This window comes from Pantoea sp. CFSAN033090 (assembly GCF_001264395.1).
In the GTDB taxonomy this organism is placed as follows: Bacteria; Pseudomonadota; Gammaproteobacteria; order Enterobacterales; family Enterobacteriaceae; genus Pantoea; species Pantoea agglomerans.
Genome location: NZ_LGYX01000031.1, coordinates 65,662 through 83,446 on the forward strand (window position 1 = coordinate 65,662; position 17,785 = coordinate 83,446).

A 17,785-nucleotide genomic window follows, 5' to 3' on the forward strand; every position below is an offset into this window, starting at 1 on the left:
CAGCTGCACGCACTGGCAGACCCGCGCTGGCGGTAAGGCCTGCGGCTGCGTCTGGCAAATCTCAGAAACTGAGAGTTTTGTGCTCAACTGACTTGCAAACCAGTTGCAGAAAACCAATGATAGGTTTATTAACGGTTATAAGTGGAACAGATATGCTGTCACGCATTGAATGTGATATTGCCGCGGGTGAATCGGACTGCGCAAAAATAGCAGAGATTGTTCAGCGGAATATTCTCAAAATAACCGATTTGCTGGTAGGGGATTTACGCTGGTACTCACAAAATGCCCGGTTAGTTCCAGGCAGTTTAAAAATCATTTCGGTTGAATACCAGGATCTGAATAGTTTTAAATTACTTTACGATTTTGACTGGAATTTATTTAGTCCCTGCCTGGATCTAAATGAAACCGTGACGCAGTCAGAACAGGTAAAATTTCACATTAAGCCCGGTGCACTTGAGTTTGATGTGATCGACAATGAGCAACCCTCCCCTGGCGATGAATTGTAATATTTAGTAATGGAGGTGAGCAGAACTAATGGTTTTACACTATCTTTAAGGTATCCCGTTTAATAACTGCCCGAATAATCGCTTCCTGGCCGCGTGATCTTCTCTCGCCGCCCTGCGGCAACTGTGCTAGCTATGGAGGGGAAAAAGATGGACGAATACTCACCGAAACGGCATGATATTGCCCAGCTTAAATACCTTTGTGAGAGTCTGTTTGACGACAGCATGGCAACATTAACCGACAGTCATCATGGCTGGGTTAATGATCCCACTTCTGAAAGCAATCTACAGCTTAACGATTTGATTGAGCATATCGCCTCTTTCACCATGAATTACAAAATTAAGCACGTTGAAGATGAAGCGCTGATTTCGCAAATCGATGAATATCTTGATGATACTTTTATGCTATTCAGCAATTATGGTGTCAATAGTCCGGATCTTCAGCGGTGGCAACGTTCAGCAAAACGCTTATTTAATCTGTTCACTGAAGAGTGCGCTTTTCTCCAGCAACCGAGCCATTCATTATAGTAAAGACATGAGAACGGTTTATTTATGAACAAAACCCTGACTAAAACCGATTATTTGATGCGACTGCGGCGCTGCCGCTCTCTTGATACCCTGGAAAGGGTGATTGAAAAAAATAAGTATGAATTACCGGAAGATGAATTAGCGGTATTTTACTCAGCAGCTGACCATCGCCTGGCGGAACTGACGATGAACAAGCTCTACGATAAAGTCCCGGGTTCAGTATGGAAATTTGTCCGTTAATCTGATCGCTTACGGCTCAGTTTTACCCCAATAAAGTACCGGATAATCCTGCCTGCCGGCAAAGGATCGGCCCAGGCGGGTTTTGCCTGTCTGCAGCTTAGGGGGAGAATATCGAAGGGAGAAAGTGGTGGGGGCCCTGCCAGCTACATCCCGGCACACGCGTCACCTGCTACGGCTGCTTCCTTCCGGATCTGACCGAGTTCACAAGCTAGCATTGCGGGAGAACCAACAGGGCCCCCATTGACAAGCCCTCTTTACGAGAGCGGGGGCATTATCTGGGAAGGAGGTGGCAATTGCAAGCGTAGTCGGGACAACCGTTGTTTTCTTGAACAACCACCGCTTTTACGCTTTCTCCGCCTTTTCCCCGTGCTAAATTTAAAACCCTTTTTCCTGATGAAATAAGTACATGAATCAGCCAGACACTTTCCAGCAACGCATCTGGCAAATTGTTGCCGCTATTCCGGCTGGCCGCGTCACCACCTATGGCGATGTGGCGCTACTGGCCGGTTCTCCGCGCGCGGCGCGTCAGGTTGGTGGCGTGCTGAGTCGCTTACCCGAGGGCACTACCCTTCCCTGGCATCGCGTCGTAAACCGACACGGCACAATTTCTCTTCAGGGTGACCGTCTGTTGCGGCAGCGGGATGCACTGGAGGCGGAAGGCATAGAGGTGAGTGATGATGGACAGCTCGATCTCGAGGCTTATCGCTGGCGAGTTTAGACAGGGTAAAAAGGGCGACAATGTCGCCCCGAAATGAGTTTACAGACGGGTTGGAGCAGGAACCGCAGCAGACGGCGTCACCTGAGTCGGTGAGGTCGAAGGAACGGTGGTCGCTGCGCCCGGCTGGGTTGGCATCGCCATAGACGGTACCGGTACCAGCAGCAGCTCTGCTTTGGTGCCACCCTGGTTAATCACTGGCTTCACGCCTTCAGTGATAAAGGCCAGTTTACCGTCGATTGAGATAGCTGCGCTTAACAGAATGCGTGCATCAGGCTTGATGTCGGCTGGGTTAAACGGCAGCACGAACTGGAACGGTGCCTGTTTGCCTTCGGTACGCACCACGCGCTGCGACAGCACTTTTGAGGGTGCATCGGCGACGGACGCATCAGAGAGCGTCACGGTTAATACTGCATCCGGCGGCAGCGCAATGCGCTGGCGGATAAAGACTGAACCACTTACGTTAGGCTGCGCAATCGCCGCCGTCTGTCCTGCAACCGCAGAACCCAGAGTTGGCGTTGGCACGGGTTTACTCTTGTCGGCGCATCCTACAACAGCAACCGCCATAACTACTCCACTGAACACATGCCTGAGTTTCATTGATGTCGTCTCCATTTGATCAAAATGATTGTCGGCAGCGAATCCTGCTTACAGCGCTTCACTCGCCGTATGTCCTTAATGTTGGCACAAAAATGAAATTTTGCCTGGCACCGACAATGTAGAAAGTCTGATTGACGTCAACTGGTCCGATCTTTCACACTGAGCAGGTCACTATATTGAGGAACGCGCCATGAGTCAGGCACTGCAAAATCTGCTGAATTTATTAAATCTGGAAAAACTGGAAGAGGGTTTATATCGCGGCCAGAGCGAAGATATTGGCCTTCGTCAGGTGTTTGGCGGTCAGGTGGTGGGTCAGGCGCTGTATGCCGCAAAGCAAACTGTGGCGGAAGATCGCATTATTCACTCTTTTCACAGCTATTTTTTGCGGCCCGGCGATAGTCAGAAAGCGATTATTTACGATGTTGAAACGCTGCGTGATGGCAAAAGTTTCAGCGCACGTAGGGTCAGTGCCATTCAGAATGGGCAGCCGATTTTTTATATGACCGCCTCGTTCCAGTCACCGGAAAGCGGCTTTGAACATCAGAATCCGATGCCACAGGTGGCGGGGCCAGAGAATCTGTTAACTGAACAGGCGATGGCGCAGAAAATGGCGCATCTGCTGCCAGAAAAGCTACGTGAAAAATTCATTGCTGAGCGTCCGCTGGAGATCCGCCCGGTACAGATTCACAATCCTCTCCGGGGCCATGTGGATAAGCCTGAACGCCAGGTCTGGATCCGTGCCACCGGCCCACTGCCCGACGATTTGCGTATCCATCAGTATCTGCTCGGCTATGCTTCCGATCTCAATTTCCTGCCGGTCGCGCTCCAGCCGCACGGCAAAGGCTTTTTAGAGCCGGACATGCAGGTCGCCACTATCGACCACTCAATGTGGTTCCACCGCCCGTTCGACTTCAGTGAATGGCTGCTCTATAGCGTAGTCAGTACTTCGGCGTCAGGCGCACGGGGTTTTGTCCGGGGCGAGTTCTACAATCAGAAGGGTGTGCTGGTGGCCTCAACGGTTCAGGAAGGGGTCATGCGTCAGCGCAGCGAATAAAAAAAGGGGCGATTACTCGCCCCCGATTGATCTTTTCACTGCCCATCCATTACTGGTTGTAAGCATTCTCGCCGTGGCTGTTTACATCCAGACCTTCACGCTCATGCTCTTCCGGAACGCGCAGACCGACAATCAAATCAGCCAGCTTGAAGCCGATGAAGGCGACAACGCCCGACCAGACGATAGTCAGGCCCACGCTGAAGAGCTGTACCCAAACCTGATGGCCCATGGTGACACCCTCTGCGTAGCCTACGCCGCCCAGTGAAGAGGAGGCAAACACGCCAGTCAGGATACAGCCGACAATGCCGCACACGCCATGCACGCCGAACACATCGCAGGGATCATCCACGCGCAGCCATTTTTTCAGGGTGGTCACGCCCCACAGTCCCGCCAGTCCGCCGACCAGGCCGATGATTAATGCACCGCCGACGCCGACGTAACCACAGGCAGGCGTAATCGCTACCAGCCCGGCAATAAAGCCTGAACAGGCACCCAGCAGCGAAGGCTTACCACGTACCGCCCACTCGCCAAAGGTCCATGACAACACGGCGCCCGCTGTTGCGACAACGGTGTTCAGGAAGGCCAGCGCCGCGATTTCGTTTGCTGCAGAAGCAGAACCGGCGTTGAAACCGAACCAGCCGACATACAGAATGGCGGTGCCGGTGAATACCATTGGCAGGTTGTGTGGTTTGAAGGCCTCTTTACCAAAGCCGGCACGTTTGCCCACCAGATAAGCGCCCACCAGACCGGCGACAGCGGCGTTAATATGCACCACGGTGCCGCCAGCAAAGTCCAGCGCGCCATCCTGTGCCAGGAAACCGCCAGCCCACACCATGTGCGCGATAGGCAGGTAAGCCAGGGTCAGCCAGACGCCGACAAAAATCAGTACGGCAGAGAAACGGATGCGTTCTGCGATAGCACCAACAATCAGGCCCACCGTGATACAGGCAAACGAGGCCTGGAACGCGACGTGAATATATTGATAGAAGCTGCCCATGACGGCGGTCAGCTGAATGTTTTTCAGCATCACCCAGTTAAAGCTGCCAAAGAATGCGTTGCCTTCACTGAACGCCAGTGAATAGCCGTAAACCATCCACAATACGCAGACCAGTGAGAAGGTGACGGCAACCTGGGTCAGCATCGACAGCACGTTTTTACCGCGAATCAAACCACCGTAAAACAGCGCGATACCTGGAATTGACATAAACAGCACCAGCGCGGTGCAAATCATCATAAATGCGTTATCAGCCTTGTCCGCAACGGCAGGCGCAGCCATCGCGAGTGAGGGTAACAGTGCCAGGCTGGTGAGGCCCAACTTAGCGAAAATTTTATTCATTTTTATTCCATCCCATCACAGTACTGAGTCTTTATTACAGAGCGGCTTCGTCGGTCTCGCCGGTACGAATACGGATGACGCGCTGCAGTTCAGCCACGAAAATTTTACCGTCGCCAATTTTGCCGGTGTAAGCCGCTTTACTGATGACATCCACCACTTCGTCTAACTGATCGTCGGCAATAGCGATATCAATTTTGACCTTAGGCAGGAAGTTCACGCTGTACTCTGCGCCACGATAAAGCTCTGCATGGCCCTTCTGACGGCCAAAACCTTTCACTTCGGAGACGGTCAGTCCCTGAATGCCGATAGAGGATAAAGCTTCACGTACATCCTCCAGCTTGAATGGCTTAATTACGACGGTAACCAGCTTCATTGGATCCCCTCCAGCGAGTAAATAGGTAACGTTTACGGACACGCAGGGATATAAGCAAAGCCTGTGCCAGAGTGTGAAAATGACGGTAATACGTTGTTCAGGCGAGACGCGACAAGGGATGCTTTAAAGAGGATGGGAAACAGAGAGGCCGTACAGGGGAAATTGCAGCGGAGGGCTGCACTCCTTTGGTGCTTCAAGCGTCAAAGGAGTGCATTTATACAGATTAATCTGATAAAGGTGCGCAAAAAAGGTGCAACTCAGCCTTCAGTTGTTACAGCGACGCCCGATACCAGATCTTCACCTGCCTGCTGCAGCTGATACATCTGCCAGTAACGTCCCTGCATCGCCAGCAGTTGCTGATGCGTACCCTGCTCAACCACACGACCACGATGCAGCACCAGAATCTTGTCTGCTTCAATAATCGTTGAGAGGCGGTGAGCAATCACCACCAGCGTGCTGTGCTGGCGCAGCGTCTCAAGCGTCTGCTGAATGGCCTGCTCGGTGCCGGAATCAATATTGGCCGTCGCTTCGTCGAGGATCAGTATCTGCGGCAGATCAACCAGCACCCGGGCCAGTGCCAGCAGCTGCTTCTGCCCGACCGACAGATTATTGCCCTGCTCGCCCAGCCGGGTATGTATTCCCTCCGGCAACGCATGCGCCAGCGGAGCCAGCTGCACCTGTTCCAGCACCGTCCAGACGGCCTCTTCGCTGATGTCGCGTCCCAGCCGCACATTCGCCAGCAGCGTATCGGCCAGCACCACCGGATCCTGCTGCACCATCGCGATACCGCGCCGCAGCACGGCATGGCTCAGGTCACTAATGGGTCGATCATCAATGCGGATCTCGCCACGCGTCACCGGATAGTAACCCATTAACAGGTTCGCCAGCGTGCTTTTACCGCTGCCGGTATGTCCCACCAGCGCCACAAACTCGCGTGGGGCAACCTCAAGATTGATATCACTGAGCACATCGCGGTTTTCACGGTAGGCAAAGCTCAGATTGTTCAGGGTGATACGACCTGAAGCCAGCGGTTGCTGATCGGCACCATACTGCTGCTGTGCGGCATCCATCAGTTCGAAAATACGTTCACCTGAAACCACCGCCTGCTGCAGCATCGATTGCTGAGTGGTCAGCTCAATCAGCGGCTCATTCAGACGCCCCAGATAGGTAATAAAGGCATAGAGTACCCCCACTTCAAACACGCCAGGCATCGAGAAACTAAACAGGATCAGCAGCCCACACAACACCATCGCTGAAAACAGGCTCAACAGCGGACGCAGCAGAAAACCATCCAGACGCAGCGTTTCCATTCGCGCCAGATAGTGAGAGCGGCTCGCTTCGCCCATTCGCTCACCAAATCGCGCCTGCTGACGAAACTGCTGGATCACGCTCATACCGCTGATCACTTCGTTGAAGCCATTATTGATGTCTGCCAGATAGCTGCGAACCCGACGGGCAATGGGCGTGCTGTAACGCTGATAGATGAACATCACCACCAGTACCAGCGGGAATATCATCATCGCCACCAGCGCCATGCGCCAGTCAAGGCTGAACATCGCCACCATCATGGCGCCGACCAGTGCGGCACTGCGCAACACGGTTGAAACCACCGTGACGTAGAGATCGCGGATGACTTCGGTGTCGTTAGTCACGCGTGAAATAATCTGCCCGACCGGCTGGGTATCAAAGGCACTCAGCGGCTGACAGAGTGCGGCATTCATCACGTCACTGCGTAACTGCTGTACCACGCCGATAGCGGCTCGGTTAAACAACAGCGCCTGCCAGTAGTGCAGCCCGGCGGCCAGCAGCTGAAGCAGGATAAAACTGACCACCAGTCCGGCGACTACTCCCCAGGGCATCTGATGTTTCGCCACCAGGTTATCGATAAAGTAGCTGACCAGCACCGGTCCGGTCACTTCCGCCGCGGCAGCGATCCACAGCATCCCTACCGCCAGCGACAGGGATTTACGCCACGGCTTACCGTAGCTCAGCAGACGCTTCAGGGTAGGCCACAAGCGTGCAGACTTAGCCATGCGGCACTCCTTTCTCATTTTCATCATCATCCAGCGCCGCTTCCAGTTGCTGGTAACGGTACATGTCCCGATACCAGCCAGCACTGCCGGTCAGCGCATCGTGGTCGCCCCGCTGCGCCACTCTGCCCTGCTGCAGGACCAGGATTTCACTGGCTTCCGTCAGTGCCGATAAGCGGTGCGCGCTGATAATCAGCGTGCGTCCCTGCCCCCAGATGCGCAGGTTATGCAGGATTTCGTGTTCGGTACGGCCATCCACCGCGGAAAGCGCGTCGTCCAGAATCAGGATTTCCGCATTCAGCAGCAGCGCCCGGGCAATCGAAAGACGCTGCTTCTGTCCACCCGACAGCATCACACCGCGCTCCCCGACTTCCGTTTCATAGCCCTGCGGCAGACGCAGGATATCGTCATGAACGCAGGCCAGCGTGGCGGCATGCTCAATCTCCTGCTGGGTTGCGCCCGGTTTCCCCAGCGCAATATTGTTCGCCACGCTGTCTGAGAACAGGAACGGTGTCTGGCTGACCACGGCCAGACGGCTGCGCCAGCTGTCCAGCCGCAACTGCGGCAGCGGGATCTGGTGATAACGGATGTCGCCCTGCTGAATATCAAAGTGGCGCTGAATCAGGCTAAGCAGCGTACTTTTGCCACTGCCGGTTGGCCCGCACAGCCCCAGCATCTCGCCGGGTTTCAGCTGGAAGCTGACATCGCTTAAGACCGGACCCACGCTGGCCGGATAGTTAAAGGCACGAATCGCGACCTGCAGCGTGCCCGGTTCAGATGGCAGTGACTTATCGCCATCTTCCACCGCTGGCGCTTCCGCCAGCAGCGCGCCGATGCGGCTCCAGGCGGCGCTGCCGCGTTCAACAATATTAAACATCCACGCCAGCGCCAGCATCGGCCAGATCATCAGGCCGAGATACATCACAAAGCTGGTGAGCTGCCCCAGCGTCATCTCTCCATGCCAGACCAGCCAGCTGCCGCCACCAATCGCCAGCAGGTTTGAGAAGCCGATAGCGATATAGATAGTGGGGTCGAAACGGGCATCGACCCGCGCCACGCGCAGGTTTTTTTCACCGGTATCGCGGGCGATATCGGAAAATTGCTGCGACTGATGCTGTTCAAGGCCAAAGGATTTAATCATCCGGATGCTGGTCAGGCTCTCCTGCGTCTGATCGTTGAGACTGGAGAAGGCGGCCTGTGCCAGCTTAAAGCGATGGTGCAGTTGATTACCGTAGCGATGGATCACGATGGCCATAATGGGCATCGGCACCAGCGCAAGCAGCGTCAGCTGCCAGCTGATCTGCGTGCTCATTACCAGCAGCACCACGCAGCCCATGACCAGCGAGTCGACCAGCGTCAGTACTCCTTCCCCGGCAGCAAACACCACCCGATCCACGTCGTTGGTGGCGCGCGCAATCAGGTCGCCGGTGCGGTGACGCAGATAAAATGCCGGTTGCTGACGACTCAGCTGGCGATAGAAATCTTCGCGCAGCTCAACCGCCAGCTGGTAGGAGGCACCAAACAGTAGCACGCGCCAGACGTAGCGCAGCAGATAGACCACCACCGCCGTTGCCAGCATGATCCCAATCCACATCATGATGCGGCTGGTGCTCATGTTGTCACGCGTCACGCCATCGACAATCACCCCGACCACATGCGGTGGCAGCAGCTGCAGAATAGCAATAACAATCAGCAGGAGGACCGCGCCCAGATAGCGCCGCCACTCCCGCAGAAAATACCAACTTAATTGACTGAATAATCGCACAACGCTGCTCTCAATCTCAGGCCCTCAGGGGGCGACAGGTAAAGCCGTGGTGTATTTAATCTCTTCCATGGCGAAGCTGGATGTCACATCAATCAGGCCGGGCACCCCATTCACTAATCGCTTGTAGAAAGCATCATAGCTTTTCATGTCGGCCACCTGAATGCGCAGCAGGTAATCATACTCGCCTGCCATACGGTAAAAGGCCATTACCTCCGGCATGCTGCTCACCACCGAGACAAATGCCTGATACCAGTCGCGACTGTGCTGCTGCGTTTTAACAAACATAAACGCCGTCAGTGACAGTCCGATTTTATCTCCATCCAGCAACGCCACCCGTGCGCGAATAATGCCATCATCTTCAAGCTTTTTCAGGCGCTTCCAGCAAGGTGTGGTGGTGAGGTTGACGGCATCCGCCAGCGCCTGCAGCGACAGCGTGCAGTCATGCTGCAGCAGTGAGAGCAATTTAAGGTCAGTTTTATCTAACATTCGCGGCTCCGGGAGAATCATTTTCTCCATTACCGCCATTTTAGCGGTAATTGTGCAATCTCTTTTTCCTGCACGTGCCATAAAATAGCCGCATCACTTTTTTACCGGACGCCTGAGATGCACACCTGCTGGATTCGCCACGCTATCAACGAAATTAACGCTGATTTTCAACGATCGGCTGAGACCCATTTGATCCGTTTCGATCTGGCGGACTTTCCCGGTATCTGGTTCTATCTGAAAGATGAAAGTACCCATCCCAGTGGCAGTCTTAAACACCGGCTGGCACGATCCCTGTTCCTCTACGGCCTCTCCAACGGCTGGATTAAACAGGATACGCCGATTATCGAAGCCTCGTCAGGCAGCACTGCCGTTTCTGAGGCGTACTTCGCAAGGCTGCTGGGTCTGCCCTTTATTGCGGTGATGCCGGCGAGCACGGCGAAGCGTAAAATTGAGCAGATCACCTTTTATGGCGGACAGTGCCATTTTGTTGAAGATCCCTGCCAGCTCTATGCTGAATCTGAACGGCTGGCGCGGGAGCTCAATGGCCATTTTATGGATCAGTTTACCTATGCTGAACGTGCCACCGACTGGCGCGGCAATAACAATATTGCAGAGAGCATTTTCCGTCAGATGGAGCATGAACCTTATCCGATTCCCCATACGATAATCATGAGTGCGGGCACGGGCGGCACTTCAGCCACGCTGGGCCGCTATATCCGTTATCAGGGACTGGAAACCAAACTGCTGGTGGTTGATCCGCAGCATTCGGTGTTTTTTGATTACTGGCAGCAGCGTGATGCTACCCTGACCAGCGCGCGCGGCAGCTTGATCGAAGGAATTGGCCGTCCGCGAGTGGAGCCGTCGTTTATGCCTGACGTGATCGACGAAATGATCAAAGTGCCGGATGGTGCAACGCTGGCCGCCATGCTGAAACTGGAAAAGATTCTGGGACGCAAGCCTGGCGCCTCTACCGGCACCAATTTCTGGGGCATGATGCAGGTGGCAAAACGCCTACGGGCAGCGAATCAGCAGGGAGCGCTGGTGACACTGCTGTGCGACAGCGGCGAACGTTATCCCGATAGCTACTATCAGCCTGAGTGGGTGGCAAAACATATTGGCGATATCACGCCATGGCAGCGCGAGCTGGAATAAAAAACCGGACATCCTGTCCGGTTCACGGCAATCCTCAGCATTCGGGGGAATACGCGAGGTCGGGTGTTGCCAGCCAGTGATTTAAATAGTGAGACACCGCCTGTGTCTCGCAATGCCCTAATACCGGCAGATGCGGTAGCGCGGCTTTCAGCTGCGCCATCGCATTGCCCATGATAAAACCCTGTCCGGCCTGCGCCAGCATCTCGCGATCGTTCATCGCATCACCAAACGCCATACACTCCGCCATGGTCAGCGACAGATGGTCACATAACAGTGCCAGCGCGCTGCCTTTATTGCAGCTGGCGGGTAACACCTCCAGACAATCCACGGCAGAGAAGCAGATGTTAGCCTGCTCGCCCAATGCGGCATCCAGCTCTGTTTTTAGCTGACAGAGGCGCTGATGCTGATCGATAAAGCAGATTTTTGTCACCTGATGCGCGGGCAATCTTTTAAGATCGCACAGCTGATAGCCAAATCCGCTGATCTGATGGGCCACCAGCAGTTCAGGCTGTGGGTGATCGGTAAACCACCCCTGATCGTTGAAAACATGCAGGGTGGCGTGCGTATCCCAGCGGCGGTGGATCACCTCTTCGGCGACCGCAGAGGGCAGATCACGCGCAAAGATCAGATTGCCCTGCCTGTCGTGTACACGAGTGCCATTACCGGTAATCAGCCACGCGGGCAGTGTCATTTTTTCCCGTAAGATCTGCATCTCCAGCAGATGGCGGCCCGTCGCCAGCGCCAGATTAACGCCACGCAGATGCAACGCCTGCAGGCTATCCAGCGTCTGCTGACCTAGTTGATGATCCGGCAGCAATAATGTGCCATCCATATCGAACGCGGCTAAACGCACCATGATTTACCTCCTGCTGAAAGATGAACTCCACTATTGCCTGTTAATTGCGGAACTAATAGTGAATACTTTTAAAAAACTCTTCCGGGTTTAACATGCGCCAGCTTAACCGTCTTAATCAGTTCCAGCGTCTGTGGCAGCAGAGTCAGGGCGCCCCACAGCAAACCTGCGTGGCGGAGATGGCCCGCCACTGTATCTGCAGCGAGCGTCATCTGCGCACGTTGCTGTCACAGTGGCAGCATGCAGGCTGGCTCAGCTGGCGCGGCGAGCCAGGCCGTGGCAAACAGGGACAAATAGTGTTTCTGCGCTCACCTGAACAATTACGGCAGCAGTTGCTGCAACAACAGCTCGACGCCGGAGACGCCGCTGAGGCCTTGCAGCTGCTGGATCTGCCGCCGGAAAGGCTGATCAATATGCTGCGGCCATTAATGGGTGGACAGTGGCAGAACGATACGCCGGTTCTGCGCATCCCCTACTATCGTCCGATGGAGAGCACAGAGCCGCGCCAGATTACCGGTCGGGCCGAGCAGCACCTGGCTCGCCAGATCTATTCCGGTCTGACTCGCTTTGAGCAGGATGAGCCGGTCGGCGATCTGGCGCATCACTGGCAACATGACGAGGCGTCATCTGGCTGGTTATTCTGGTTACGGCCTCAGCTGATGTGGCACAACGACGAACCTGTGCAGGCCGCACAACTGGTGGCGCAGTTCCACCAGCTGTTGCGGGATAGGCGCGTCAGTATGTTACTGGCCGATGTGGTCAGCGTGGATGCGCCCCATCCGCTTGCGGTGCGTTTCGTAATGCGACGCCCTGATTTCTGGCTGCCCCATCGGCTCGCCCACTTGTTGTGCCTGCTGCCCCATCCCATCGATCTCGCCACGGGCAGCGGGCCGTGGAAACTCAGGCACTTCAGCACCGAGCTGGTCAGGATTGAAAGTCACGCGCGCTGGCATCTGCAGCGCCCTCTGCTGCAGGCAGTAGAGTACTGGATTACCCCTCAGCTGTTTGATCCCGCTCTCGGCAGCAGCTGTCGTCATCCGGTGCAGATTGCGATAGGCGATGCCACAGAGCTCAGGACGCTGCAACCGGTCAGCAGCAGTATCAGCCTCGGCTTCTGTTATCTGGTCTGCCGACCACGAGCCGGATTTACCCCTGATCAGGCGCGCACGCTTTTCCAGCTGATCCAGCAAAGCGGCATTGTCAGCCGGTTGCCTCTGGATGAGGGACTCATCACTCCCAGTAAAGAGCTGTTACCTGGCTGGAGTGTACCGCTGATTGATGCTGTCAGGGTTCCCTTACCGGCAACCCTGACGCTGCATTATCAGTTGCCGGTTGAGCTGCATCAGATGTCACAGGCGCTGGTTGCACTGTTAAAACAGCACGGCTGCACCCTGAAGGTAGTTTTTCATCCGGTAAAAAACTGGCACGGCATCGACCCGCTTGATGAGGCAGATATCGTGATGGGCGACAGACTGATTGGTGATGCGCCGGTCTTTACGCTGGCCAGCTGGTTGCAGACTGACCCGCTATGGCGGCCGCTGTGGCCCACACTGCAGGGCGAAGAGATTCAGGCGCAACTGCTGGCTATCCAGCAAATTGCTGACGACGAAACCCGTGCCCGTTCGCTGCATCAGCTTTATCATCAGCTGATGACGGGCGGCATCCTGCTGCCACTGTTCAATTATCGCTATCAAATCTACGCGCCGCCGGGCGTTGAAGGGATTGAACTGAATACGCTGGGCTGGTTCGATTTCAGCCGCGCATGGATCCCGCCGCCCATTGATCTGCCATGCAGCTGTTCAGCGGCGGACTGAGGCATTACCATAAGCGCAAAATTAATTATCAGGAAAACACCATGAAACGCGCTGTTGTAGTTTTCAGCGGTGGACAAGACTCCACTACCTGCCTGATTCAGGCATTACAGCAATATGATGATGTTCATTGCGTCACTTTCGACTATGGACAACGCCATCGGGAAGAGATCGATGTGGCCCGCGACCTGGCGATTAAATTGGGCGCGCGCGCGCATAAAGTGCTGGATGTCACCATGCTGAACGAACTCGCCGTCAGCAGCCTGACACGGGATAACATTCCGGTGCCGGCTTATAATCCCGAGGCCAGTGGATTACCCAGTACGTTTGTGCCGGGACGCAATATTCTCTTTCTGACGCTGGCCTCGGTTTACGCTTATCAGGTCGAAGCGGAAGCGGTGATCACTGGTGTCTGTGAGACCGATTTCTCCGGCTATCCCGATTGCCGCGATGAGTTTGTCAAAGCGCTGAACCATGCGGTGTCGCTGGGCATGGCGCGCGATGTTCGTTTTGAGACGCCGCTGATGTGGCTCAATAAAGCGGAAACCTGGGCGCTGGCGGATTACTGGCAGCAGCTTGCGCTGGTACGCGAGCAGACGCTGACCTGCTATAACGGCGTGAAAGGTGATGGATGCGGTGAGTGTGCAGCCTGTCATTTACGAGCCAATGGCCTGCAGGGTTATCTCAACGATCGTGCTGGCGTAATGGCGGCAATGAAAGCAAAAAGCGGCCTTAACTAAGACTGTCTGAGGTGGCGGCAGAGAATCCGGGTTGCCGCCTTTTTATCGACTCATGCCATCAGACGCATCAGTCGCTCGCGCAACTCCCCTTCCAGCGCAACCGCCTTCTGAGTCCGCAAATCAATACAGACAAAAGTGAGTGCGGCATCCGCCACCACGGTCTCCTGCCCTGCCAGCAAAACCCGCTGCGCAATAATGCCGCTTTTGCCATTCAACTGCGTGATCTCACTGTCGATAGTCAGTACGTCGCCCAGCACGGCCGGGCGACGGTAGTTGATGTTGATGTTTACCACCACAAAAGCCAGTTTCTGTTCCTGCAACCAGTGGAATGCTTCCACCTCTTCCAGCCATTCCCAGCGCGCCTCCTCAAGAAACTCAAGATAGCGCGCATTATTGACGTGCTGATAGACATCCAGATGATAGCCGCGCACTTTTATGGTGGTCTGCATGGTCATGCTCTCCTGCTGCTGTGAATTAACTGGTTGGACCTGTTCACTTTAGCAGAGTCGCCTGTCTATCGTGGGTTAAGCATCACAGATGTGTACTGCTTCACAATTTCAGCCGGGCCGCATTTCGCTCTATCAACGCATTGCCGATACCCGGTACTTCACTGAGTTGCTGAATTGCGCTAAACGGTCCGTACTGTTCGCGATAGCTCACAATTGCCTGCGCCTTTTTCAGCCCCACCCCATTCATAACGGCAGAGAGCTGTTCGGCTGTTGCTTCATTAATGCTGACCTGATCCTGCTGTGGCTGCGCGGCGGCTTCCGGCTTCGACGCAGGGTGTGAGTTCTGCGTGACGGCTGCGCTGACAGGTTCAGGTGCCGCAGAGACGCTGCTGTGACAGAGTGCGCCGCCCAGCGCGAGTGAAAGATAGAGGGCAACGAGTTTAGGTTTAGCCATGCTGTGTTTCTCCTTGTGTGTAAACAGCAGCGACAGAGTGGCACTACTGCACGCAAGGCTCAAAAGCGGGATATCAGAAATGGAAAAGGCCGCGAATGCGGCCTTTGATTGTTACAGTCGTTGCGCAGTTTCTGCGAGGCTTACTGCATTTGTGCGGCAGCGCCGTACTTAATTTTGGCCTCTTTACGCAGGTTTTGCAGTAACGCTTCAAACGCCAGCTGCGCATTATTCTGCGTGACGCCTTTGACCATTTCGTCAATCTGCGCCTGCGGCATGCTGCCGGTTTTAACTTTATCAACCGCCACCAGTACCACATTGCCCTGCATATCTTCGCTGACACCCCAGGAAGGTTTATTTTCCGCAGGCTGAGGCAGGTTAAAGGCAGTCTGTGCCACCGGATCCTGCGCATTGCGATCAACGGTCTTGCTGGCGCTCAGCGTCAGACCCGCTGCAGTCAGCGCATCCTGCTTACCGGCTTTGAGATCGGCCAGCAGCTTATCGGCCTGAGCTTTCGCCTGCTGCGTCGCTTTATCATGCTTAAGCGTGTCAGTGATCTGCGCCTTAACCTGCTCAAGCGGTTTTACCGCTTCCGGTTTATGCTCACTGATACGCAGCACAAAGGCACGGTCGCCATCGACAGTGATGATATCGGAGTTGTTGCCCGGCGCGCCGTTTTGCCCGACCAGACCGCCATTAAAGATCGCCTGCTTCACCGCATCAAAGTTAAGCTCATCTGGCAGCGTATCCTGACTGAACCAGCCAGTCTCTTTCGCTTTCAGACCAGAAGCCTGCTCTGCACCCGCCAGTGACTCATTGTCATTGCTGGCCGCTTCGCTGACTTTCTGTTGCACTTTGTAGAAGGCATCAACGCCCTTCTCCTGCTTCACTTTCGCTGCAATGGCGCTGCGCACTTCATCCAGTGGCTTAACCTGCTCTGGCTGAATATCGTCAAGACGAACCACCAGGAAGCCCACTGAAGATTTGATCACGCCTGACATCTGGCCTTTCTCAGTCAGACCGGCATTTTTCAGCTCATCCGGCGTCGTAGAGGGTTCCAGCCAGCCCATATCGCCGCCCTTACGCGCCGAGATCGGGTCAATGGATTTGGCTTTTGCCACGTCAGCGAAGCTGGCACCCGCTTTCAGCTGCGCCAGGACCGCATTGGCATCGGCTTCAGTTTTGGTCTGAATGACGCTGTAGCGCGTACGCTGTGGCTGCGAATAGTCCGCTTTATGCTGGTCGTACCAGGCCTGAATATCGGCCTCGCTGGCATCCTGCTGCATGCTGGCCGCATCCATCAGGAGGTAGCTGACACGGAACTGCTCTGGTGCCATAAAGCTGGTTTTATGCTGCTGATAATACTGACTGATTTCGTCGTCAGTAACGGCCTGCTTCGCCGCCAGTGCATTGACGTCCAGCGTCGCCTGACGAATCTCACGCTGCTGTGAAACCAGGTCCACCAGTTTGCTGGCTTCGCCTTTCAGCGTGAAGTCGGTGTTAGCCACGGCATTAATCAGCTGTTGATTGGAGAGCTGCTTACGCAGCGCTTCGGCATACTGGTCGGCGCTGAAGCCCATATTGCTGATCAGACTAAGATATTTGGCATTGTCGAATTTACCGTTGGTCTGAAAAGCCTGCTGATTGAAGATAGCCTGCTTCACCTGATCGTCGCTGATGCTGAGGTGGAGATCTTTGATGTAGCTATCCAGCAGCGCCTGATCGATTAACTGCGACAGCGCCTGCTGGCGAATCTGCTGCATGTAGCCATCGTTGCTGGCCAGCTGTGAGAACTGATCGCCCAGCATCTGCTGCTGACGACTGCGCTCGCTGTTGAACGCCTGCTCCAGCTGACCCCGGCTAATCTCCTGGCCGTTAACTTTGGCCGCATAGTCGTTATTGCCGCCAATCAGATAGTTGCCAACGCCCGTCAGCACAAAGGAGAGGATAATCAGCCCCAAAATAATCTTGAGCACGACATGGTTCGACGCCGCGCGTAAATTGTCCATCATGGTATGGCAACACTCCGCTGTAGTGTGAATGTAAAGCTCGGTCGCAATTCGCCATTGGCTGGCGACTCACGCAACTGCTGGCTTAGCTGGCAGTCTCAATCCGGTCCAGGTCCATCTTACGGCCCGATTCTCACCGGTTAAAACAAAAAAGGCACATCTGATTGATGTGCCCGTATGTTACATGAGAACGGGTTAATCGTCCTCTAATCCACTGAAGAAAATGCGTCAATGAATCTATTCGTTGTTATTAATTGACAGCGTCTTTCAATGCTTTACCAGCACGGAAGCCTGGTACTTTACCGGCCGGGATGGTGATCTCTTTACCGGTTTGCGGGTTGCGGCCGGTACGTGCAGCGCGGTCACGCACAGAGAATGTGCCGAAACCTACCAGAGCCACTTCATCACCGTCTTTCAGCGCATCTGAAACTGAGCCCATAAATGCATCTAAAACACGTCCCGCTGCAGCTTTAGAAATATCAGCATCGGCAGCAATTTTGTCGATCAATTGTGACTTATTCACTCTCTTCATCCCCTCTTTTATTATTTCACATCGTACCCTGCATCCGGCAGGGTGCGAACGCGCAGCAAGTTATATCAAGCCTGTGGAGCCGAAACAACGGAATTTCTCTGAGAACGTCGCGTCGGCAGCCACCTAAATTAACGGCACAAAAAAAAGCTGGCAAGCGC

Annotated in this window: 19 protein-coding genes and 1 other RNA gene; 8 read left to right on the forward strand and 12 right to left on the reverse strand. The window is 54.7% G+C overall.

The genetic code is table 11. The features are described from left to right. Positions 1–152: 152 nt before the first annotated feature. The 3 genes from AFL22_RS21200 to AFL22_RS21210 all read left to right on the forward strand — a co-directional run bounded on the left by AFL22_RS21200 (position 153) and on the right by AFL22_RS21210 (position 1,271). The gene (locus AFL22_RS21200) at positions 153–506 is read left to right on the forward strand and encodes a hypothetical protein (protein ID WP_052272131.1); all 354 of its coding nucleotides are present in this window, start codon (positions 153–155) and stop codon (positions 504–506) included. Between the two features lie 147 nt (positions 507–653). Beyond that, on the forward strand, positions 654–1,031 hold the full coding sequence (tomB, locus tag AFL22_RS21205; protein ID WP_003850455.1) for an Hha toxicity modulator TomB: 378 nt from the start codon (positions 654–656) through the stop codon (positions 1,029–1,031). 24 nt (positions 1,032–1,055) lie between these two features. Continuing rightward, positions 1,056–1,271: an HHA domain-containing protein gene (locus tag AFL22_RS21210; RefSeq protein ID WP_003850458.1), complete on the forward strand. Its 216-nt coding sequence runs from the start codon at positions 1,056–1,058 to the stop codon at positions 1,269–1,271. Positions 1,272–1,405: 134 nt separating this feature from the next. On the opposite strand, the gene ffs is transcribed toward AFL22_RS21210, so the two are convergent. Beyond that, an RNA gene (gene ffs / locus AFL22_RS23665) (signal recognition particle sRNA small type) lies at positions 1,406–1,502 on the reverse strand. Between the two features lie 175 nt (positions 1,503–1,677). On the opposite strand from ffs, the gene AFL22_RS21215 reads away from it, so the two are divergent. Then, positions 1,678–1,989, forward strand: coding sequence for an MGMT family protein (locus tag AFL22_RS21215; protein ID WP_010255882.1), 312 nt, complete (start codon positions 1,678–1,680; stop codon positions 1,987–1,989). A 39-nt stretch (positions 1,990–2,028) separates the two neighbouring features. Here AFL22_RS21215 and AFL22_RS21220 read toward each other — a convergent pair whose 3' ends face one another. Continuing rightward, positions 2,029–2,586, reverse strand: coding sequence for a YbaY family lipoprotein (locus tag AFL22_RS21220; RefSeq protein ID WP_010255881.1), 558 nt, complete (start codon positions 2,584–2,586; stop codon positions 2,029–2,031). A 190-nt stretch (positions 2,587–2,776) separates the two neighbouring features. On the opposite strand from AFL22_RS21220, the gene tesB reads away from it, so the two are divergent. After that, complete coding sequence (gene tesB / locus AFL22_RS21225; RefSeq protein WP_045140707.1) at positions 2,777–3,640, forward strand: acyl-CoA thioesterase II; 864 nt, start codon at positions 2,777–2,779, stop codon at positions 3,638–3,640. Positions 3,641–3,689: 49 nt separating this feature from the next. Here tesB and amtB read toward each other — a convergent pair whose 3' ends face one another. From amtB to AFL22_RS21250, 5 genes are all read right to left on the reverse strand, one after another. Beyond that, entirely contained in the window at positions 3,690–4,976 is a 1,287-nt protein-coding gene (gene amtB, locus AFL22_RS21230; RefSeq protein ID WP_010255877.1) for an ammonium transporter AmtB, read from the reverse strand. Positions 4,977–5,010: 34 nt separating this feature from the next. Continuing rightward, positions 5,011–5,349, reverse strand: a complete 339-nt coding sequence (gene glnK, locus AFL22_RS21235; RefSeq protein WP_003850469.1) for a P-II family nitrogen regulator — start codon at positions 5,347–5,349, stop codon at positions 5,011–5,013. 257 nt (positions 5,350–5,606) lie between these two features. Then, on the reverse strand, positions 5,607–7,382 hold the full coding sequence (locus AFL22_RS21240) for a SmdB family multidrug efflux ABC transporter permease/ATP-binding protein (protein WP_052272132.1): 1,776 nt from the start codon (positions 7,380–7,382) through the stop codon (positions 5,607–5,609). Continuing rightward, positions 7,375–9,144 carry a SmdA family multidrug ABC transporter permease/ATP-binding protein gene (locus AFL22_RS21245; protein WP_010255867.1) on the reverse strand — a complete coding sequence of 590 codons (1,770 nt, stop codon included), beginning with the start codon at positions 9,142–9,144 and terminating at the stop codon, positions 7,375–7,377. Before AFL22_RS21245 ends, AFL22_RS21240 begins: the two co-directional genes overlap by 8 nt. Positions 9,145–9,168: 24 nt before the next feature. Continuing rightward, positions 9,169–9,630, reverse strand: coding sequence for an Lrp/AsnC family transcriptional regulator (locus tag AFL22_RS21250; RefSeq protein ID WP_010671213.1), 462 nt, complete (start codon positions 9,628–9,630; stop codon positions 9,169–9,171). A gap of 117 nt (positions 9,631–9,747) precedes the next feature. Between AFL22_RS21250 and AFL22_RS21255 the strand changes: the two genes are divergently transcribed. Beyond that, entirely contained in the window at positions 9,748–10,782 is a 1,035-nt protein-coding gene (locus tag AFL22_RS21255; RefSeq protein WP_052272133.1) for a PLP-dependent cysteine synthase family protein, read from the forward strand. A gap of 34 nt (positions 10,783–10,816) precedes the next feature. On the opposite strand, the gene cof is transcribed toward AFL22_RS21255, so the two are convergent. Further along, a complete protein-coding gene (gene cof, locus AFL22_RS21260) occupies positions 10,817–11,638 on the reverse strand; it encodes an HMP-PP phosphatase (protein ID WP_033771080.1) in 822 nt (273 codons plus the stop codon). Positions 11,639–11,730: 92 nt separating this feature from the next. Between cof and AFL22_RS21265 the strand changes: the two genes are divergently transcribed. Both AFL22_RS21265 and queC read left to right on the forward strand, forming a co-directional pair. Further along, a complete protein-coding gene (locus AFL22_RS21265) occupies positions 11,731–13,449 on the forward strand; it encodes an SgrR family transcriptional regulator (RefSeq protein WP_052272134.1) in 1,719 nt (572 codons plus the stop codon). Positions 13,450–13,490: 41 nt separating this feature from the next. Further along, a complete protein-coding gene (gene queC / locus AFL22_RS21270) occupies positions 13,491–14,186 on the forward strand; it encodes a 7-cyano-7-deazaguanine synthase QueC (RefSeq protein ID WP_052272157.1) in 696 nt (231 codons plus the stop codon). A gap of 50 nt (positions 14,187–14,236) precedes the next feature. Here the strand turns inward: queC and AFL22_RS21275 are convergent, their stop codons facing one another. From AFL22_RS21275 to hupB, 4 genes are all read right to left on the reverse strand, one after another. Next, positions 14,237–14,635: a YbgC/FadM family acyl-CoA thioesterase gene (locus AFL22_RS21275; RefSeq protein WP_010671209.1), complete on the reverse strand. Its 399-nt coding sequence runs from the start codon at positions 14,633–14,635 to the stop codon at positions 14,237–14,239. 100 nt (positions 14,636–14,735) lie between these two features. After that, entirely contained in the window at positions 14,736–15,089 is a 354-nt protein-coding gene (locus AFL22_RS21280; RefSeq protein ID WP_033771076.1) for a helix-hairpin-helix domain-containing protein, read from the reverse strand. 140 nt (positions 15,090–15,229) lie between these two features. Continuing rightward, positions 15,230–17,098: a peptidylprolyl isomerase gene (ppiD, locus tag AFL22_RS21285; protein ID WP_010255421.1), complete on the reverse strand. Its 1,869-nt coding sequence runs from the start codon at positions 17,096–17,098 to the stop codon at positions 15,230–15,232. Positions 17,099–17,345: 247 nt separating this feature from the next. Next, positions 17,346–17,618, reverse strand: coding sequence for a nucleoid-associated protein HU-beta (gene hupB / locus AFL22_RS21290; protein ID WP_009091701.1), 273 nt, complete (start codon positions 17,616–17,618; stop codon positions 17,346–17,348). Between the last annotated feature and the right edge of the window lie 167 nt (positions 17,619–17,785).

Coding starts and splice junctions, on each gene's coding strand:
- AFL22_RS21200 (WP_052272131.1), top strand. CDS start 153: ATGCTGTCACGCATTGAATGTGATATTGCCGCGGGTGAATCGGACTGC.
- tomB (WP_003850455.1), top strand. CDS start 654: ATGGACGAATACTCACCGAAACGGCATGATATTGCCCAGCTTAAATAC.
- AFL22_RS21210 (WP_003850458.1), top strand. CDS start 1,056: ATGAACAAAACCCTGACTAAAACCGATTATTTGATGCGACTGCGGCGC.
- AFL22_RS21215 (WP_010255882.1), top strand. CDS start 1,678: ATGAATCAGCCAGACACTTTCCAGCAACGCATCTGGCAAATTGTTGCC.
- AFL22_RS21220 (WP_010255881.1), bottom strand. CDS start 2,586: ATGAAACTCAGGCATGTGTTCAGTGGAGTAGTTATGGCGGTTGCTGTT.
- tesB (WP_045140707.1), top strand. CDS start 2,777: ATGAGTCAGGCACTGCAAAATCTGCTGAATTTATTAAATCTGGAAAAA.
- amtB (WP_010255877.1), bottom strand. CDS start 4,976: ATGAATAAAATTTTCGCTAAGTTGGGCCTCACCAGCCTGGCACTGTTA.
- glnK (WP_003850469.1), bottom strand. CDS start 5,349: ATGAAGCTGGTTACCGTCGTAATTAAGCCATTCAAGCTGGAGGATGTA.
- AFL22_RS21240 (WP_052272132.1), bottom strand. CDS start 7,382: ATGGCTAAGTCTGCACGCTTGTGGCCTACCCTGAAGCGTCTGCTGAGC.
- AFL22_RS21250 (WP_010671213.1), bottom strand. CDS start 9,630: ATGTTAGATAAAACTGACCTTAAATTGCTCTCACTGCTGCAGCATGAC.
- AFL22_RS21255 (WP_052272133.1), top strand. CDS start 9,748: ATGCACACCTGCTGGATTCGCCACGCTATCAACGAAATTAACGCTGAT.
- cof (WP_033771080.1), bottom strand. CDS start 11,638: ATGGTGCGTTTAGCCGCGTTCGATATGGATGGCACATTATTGCTGCCG.
- AFL22_RS21265 (WP_052272134.1), top strand. CDS start 11,731: ATGCGCCAGCTTAACCGTCTTAATCAGTTCCAGCGTCTGTGGCAGCAG.
- queC (WP_052272157.1), top strand. CDS start 13,491: ATGAAACGCGCTGTTGTAGTTTTCAGCGGTGGACAAGACTCCACTACC.
- AFL22_RS21275 (WP_010671209.1), bottom strand. CDS start 14,635: ATGCAGACCACCATAAAAGTGCGCGGCTATCATCTGGATGTCTATCAG.
- AFL22_RS21280 (WP_033771076.1), bottom strand. CDS start 15,089: ATGGCTAAACCTAAACTCGTTGCCCTCTATCTTTCACTCGCGCTGGGC.
- ppiD (WP_010255421.1), bottom strand. CDS start 17,098: ATGATGGACAATTTACGCGCGGCGTCGAACCATGTCGTGCTCAAGATT.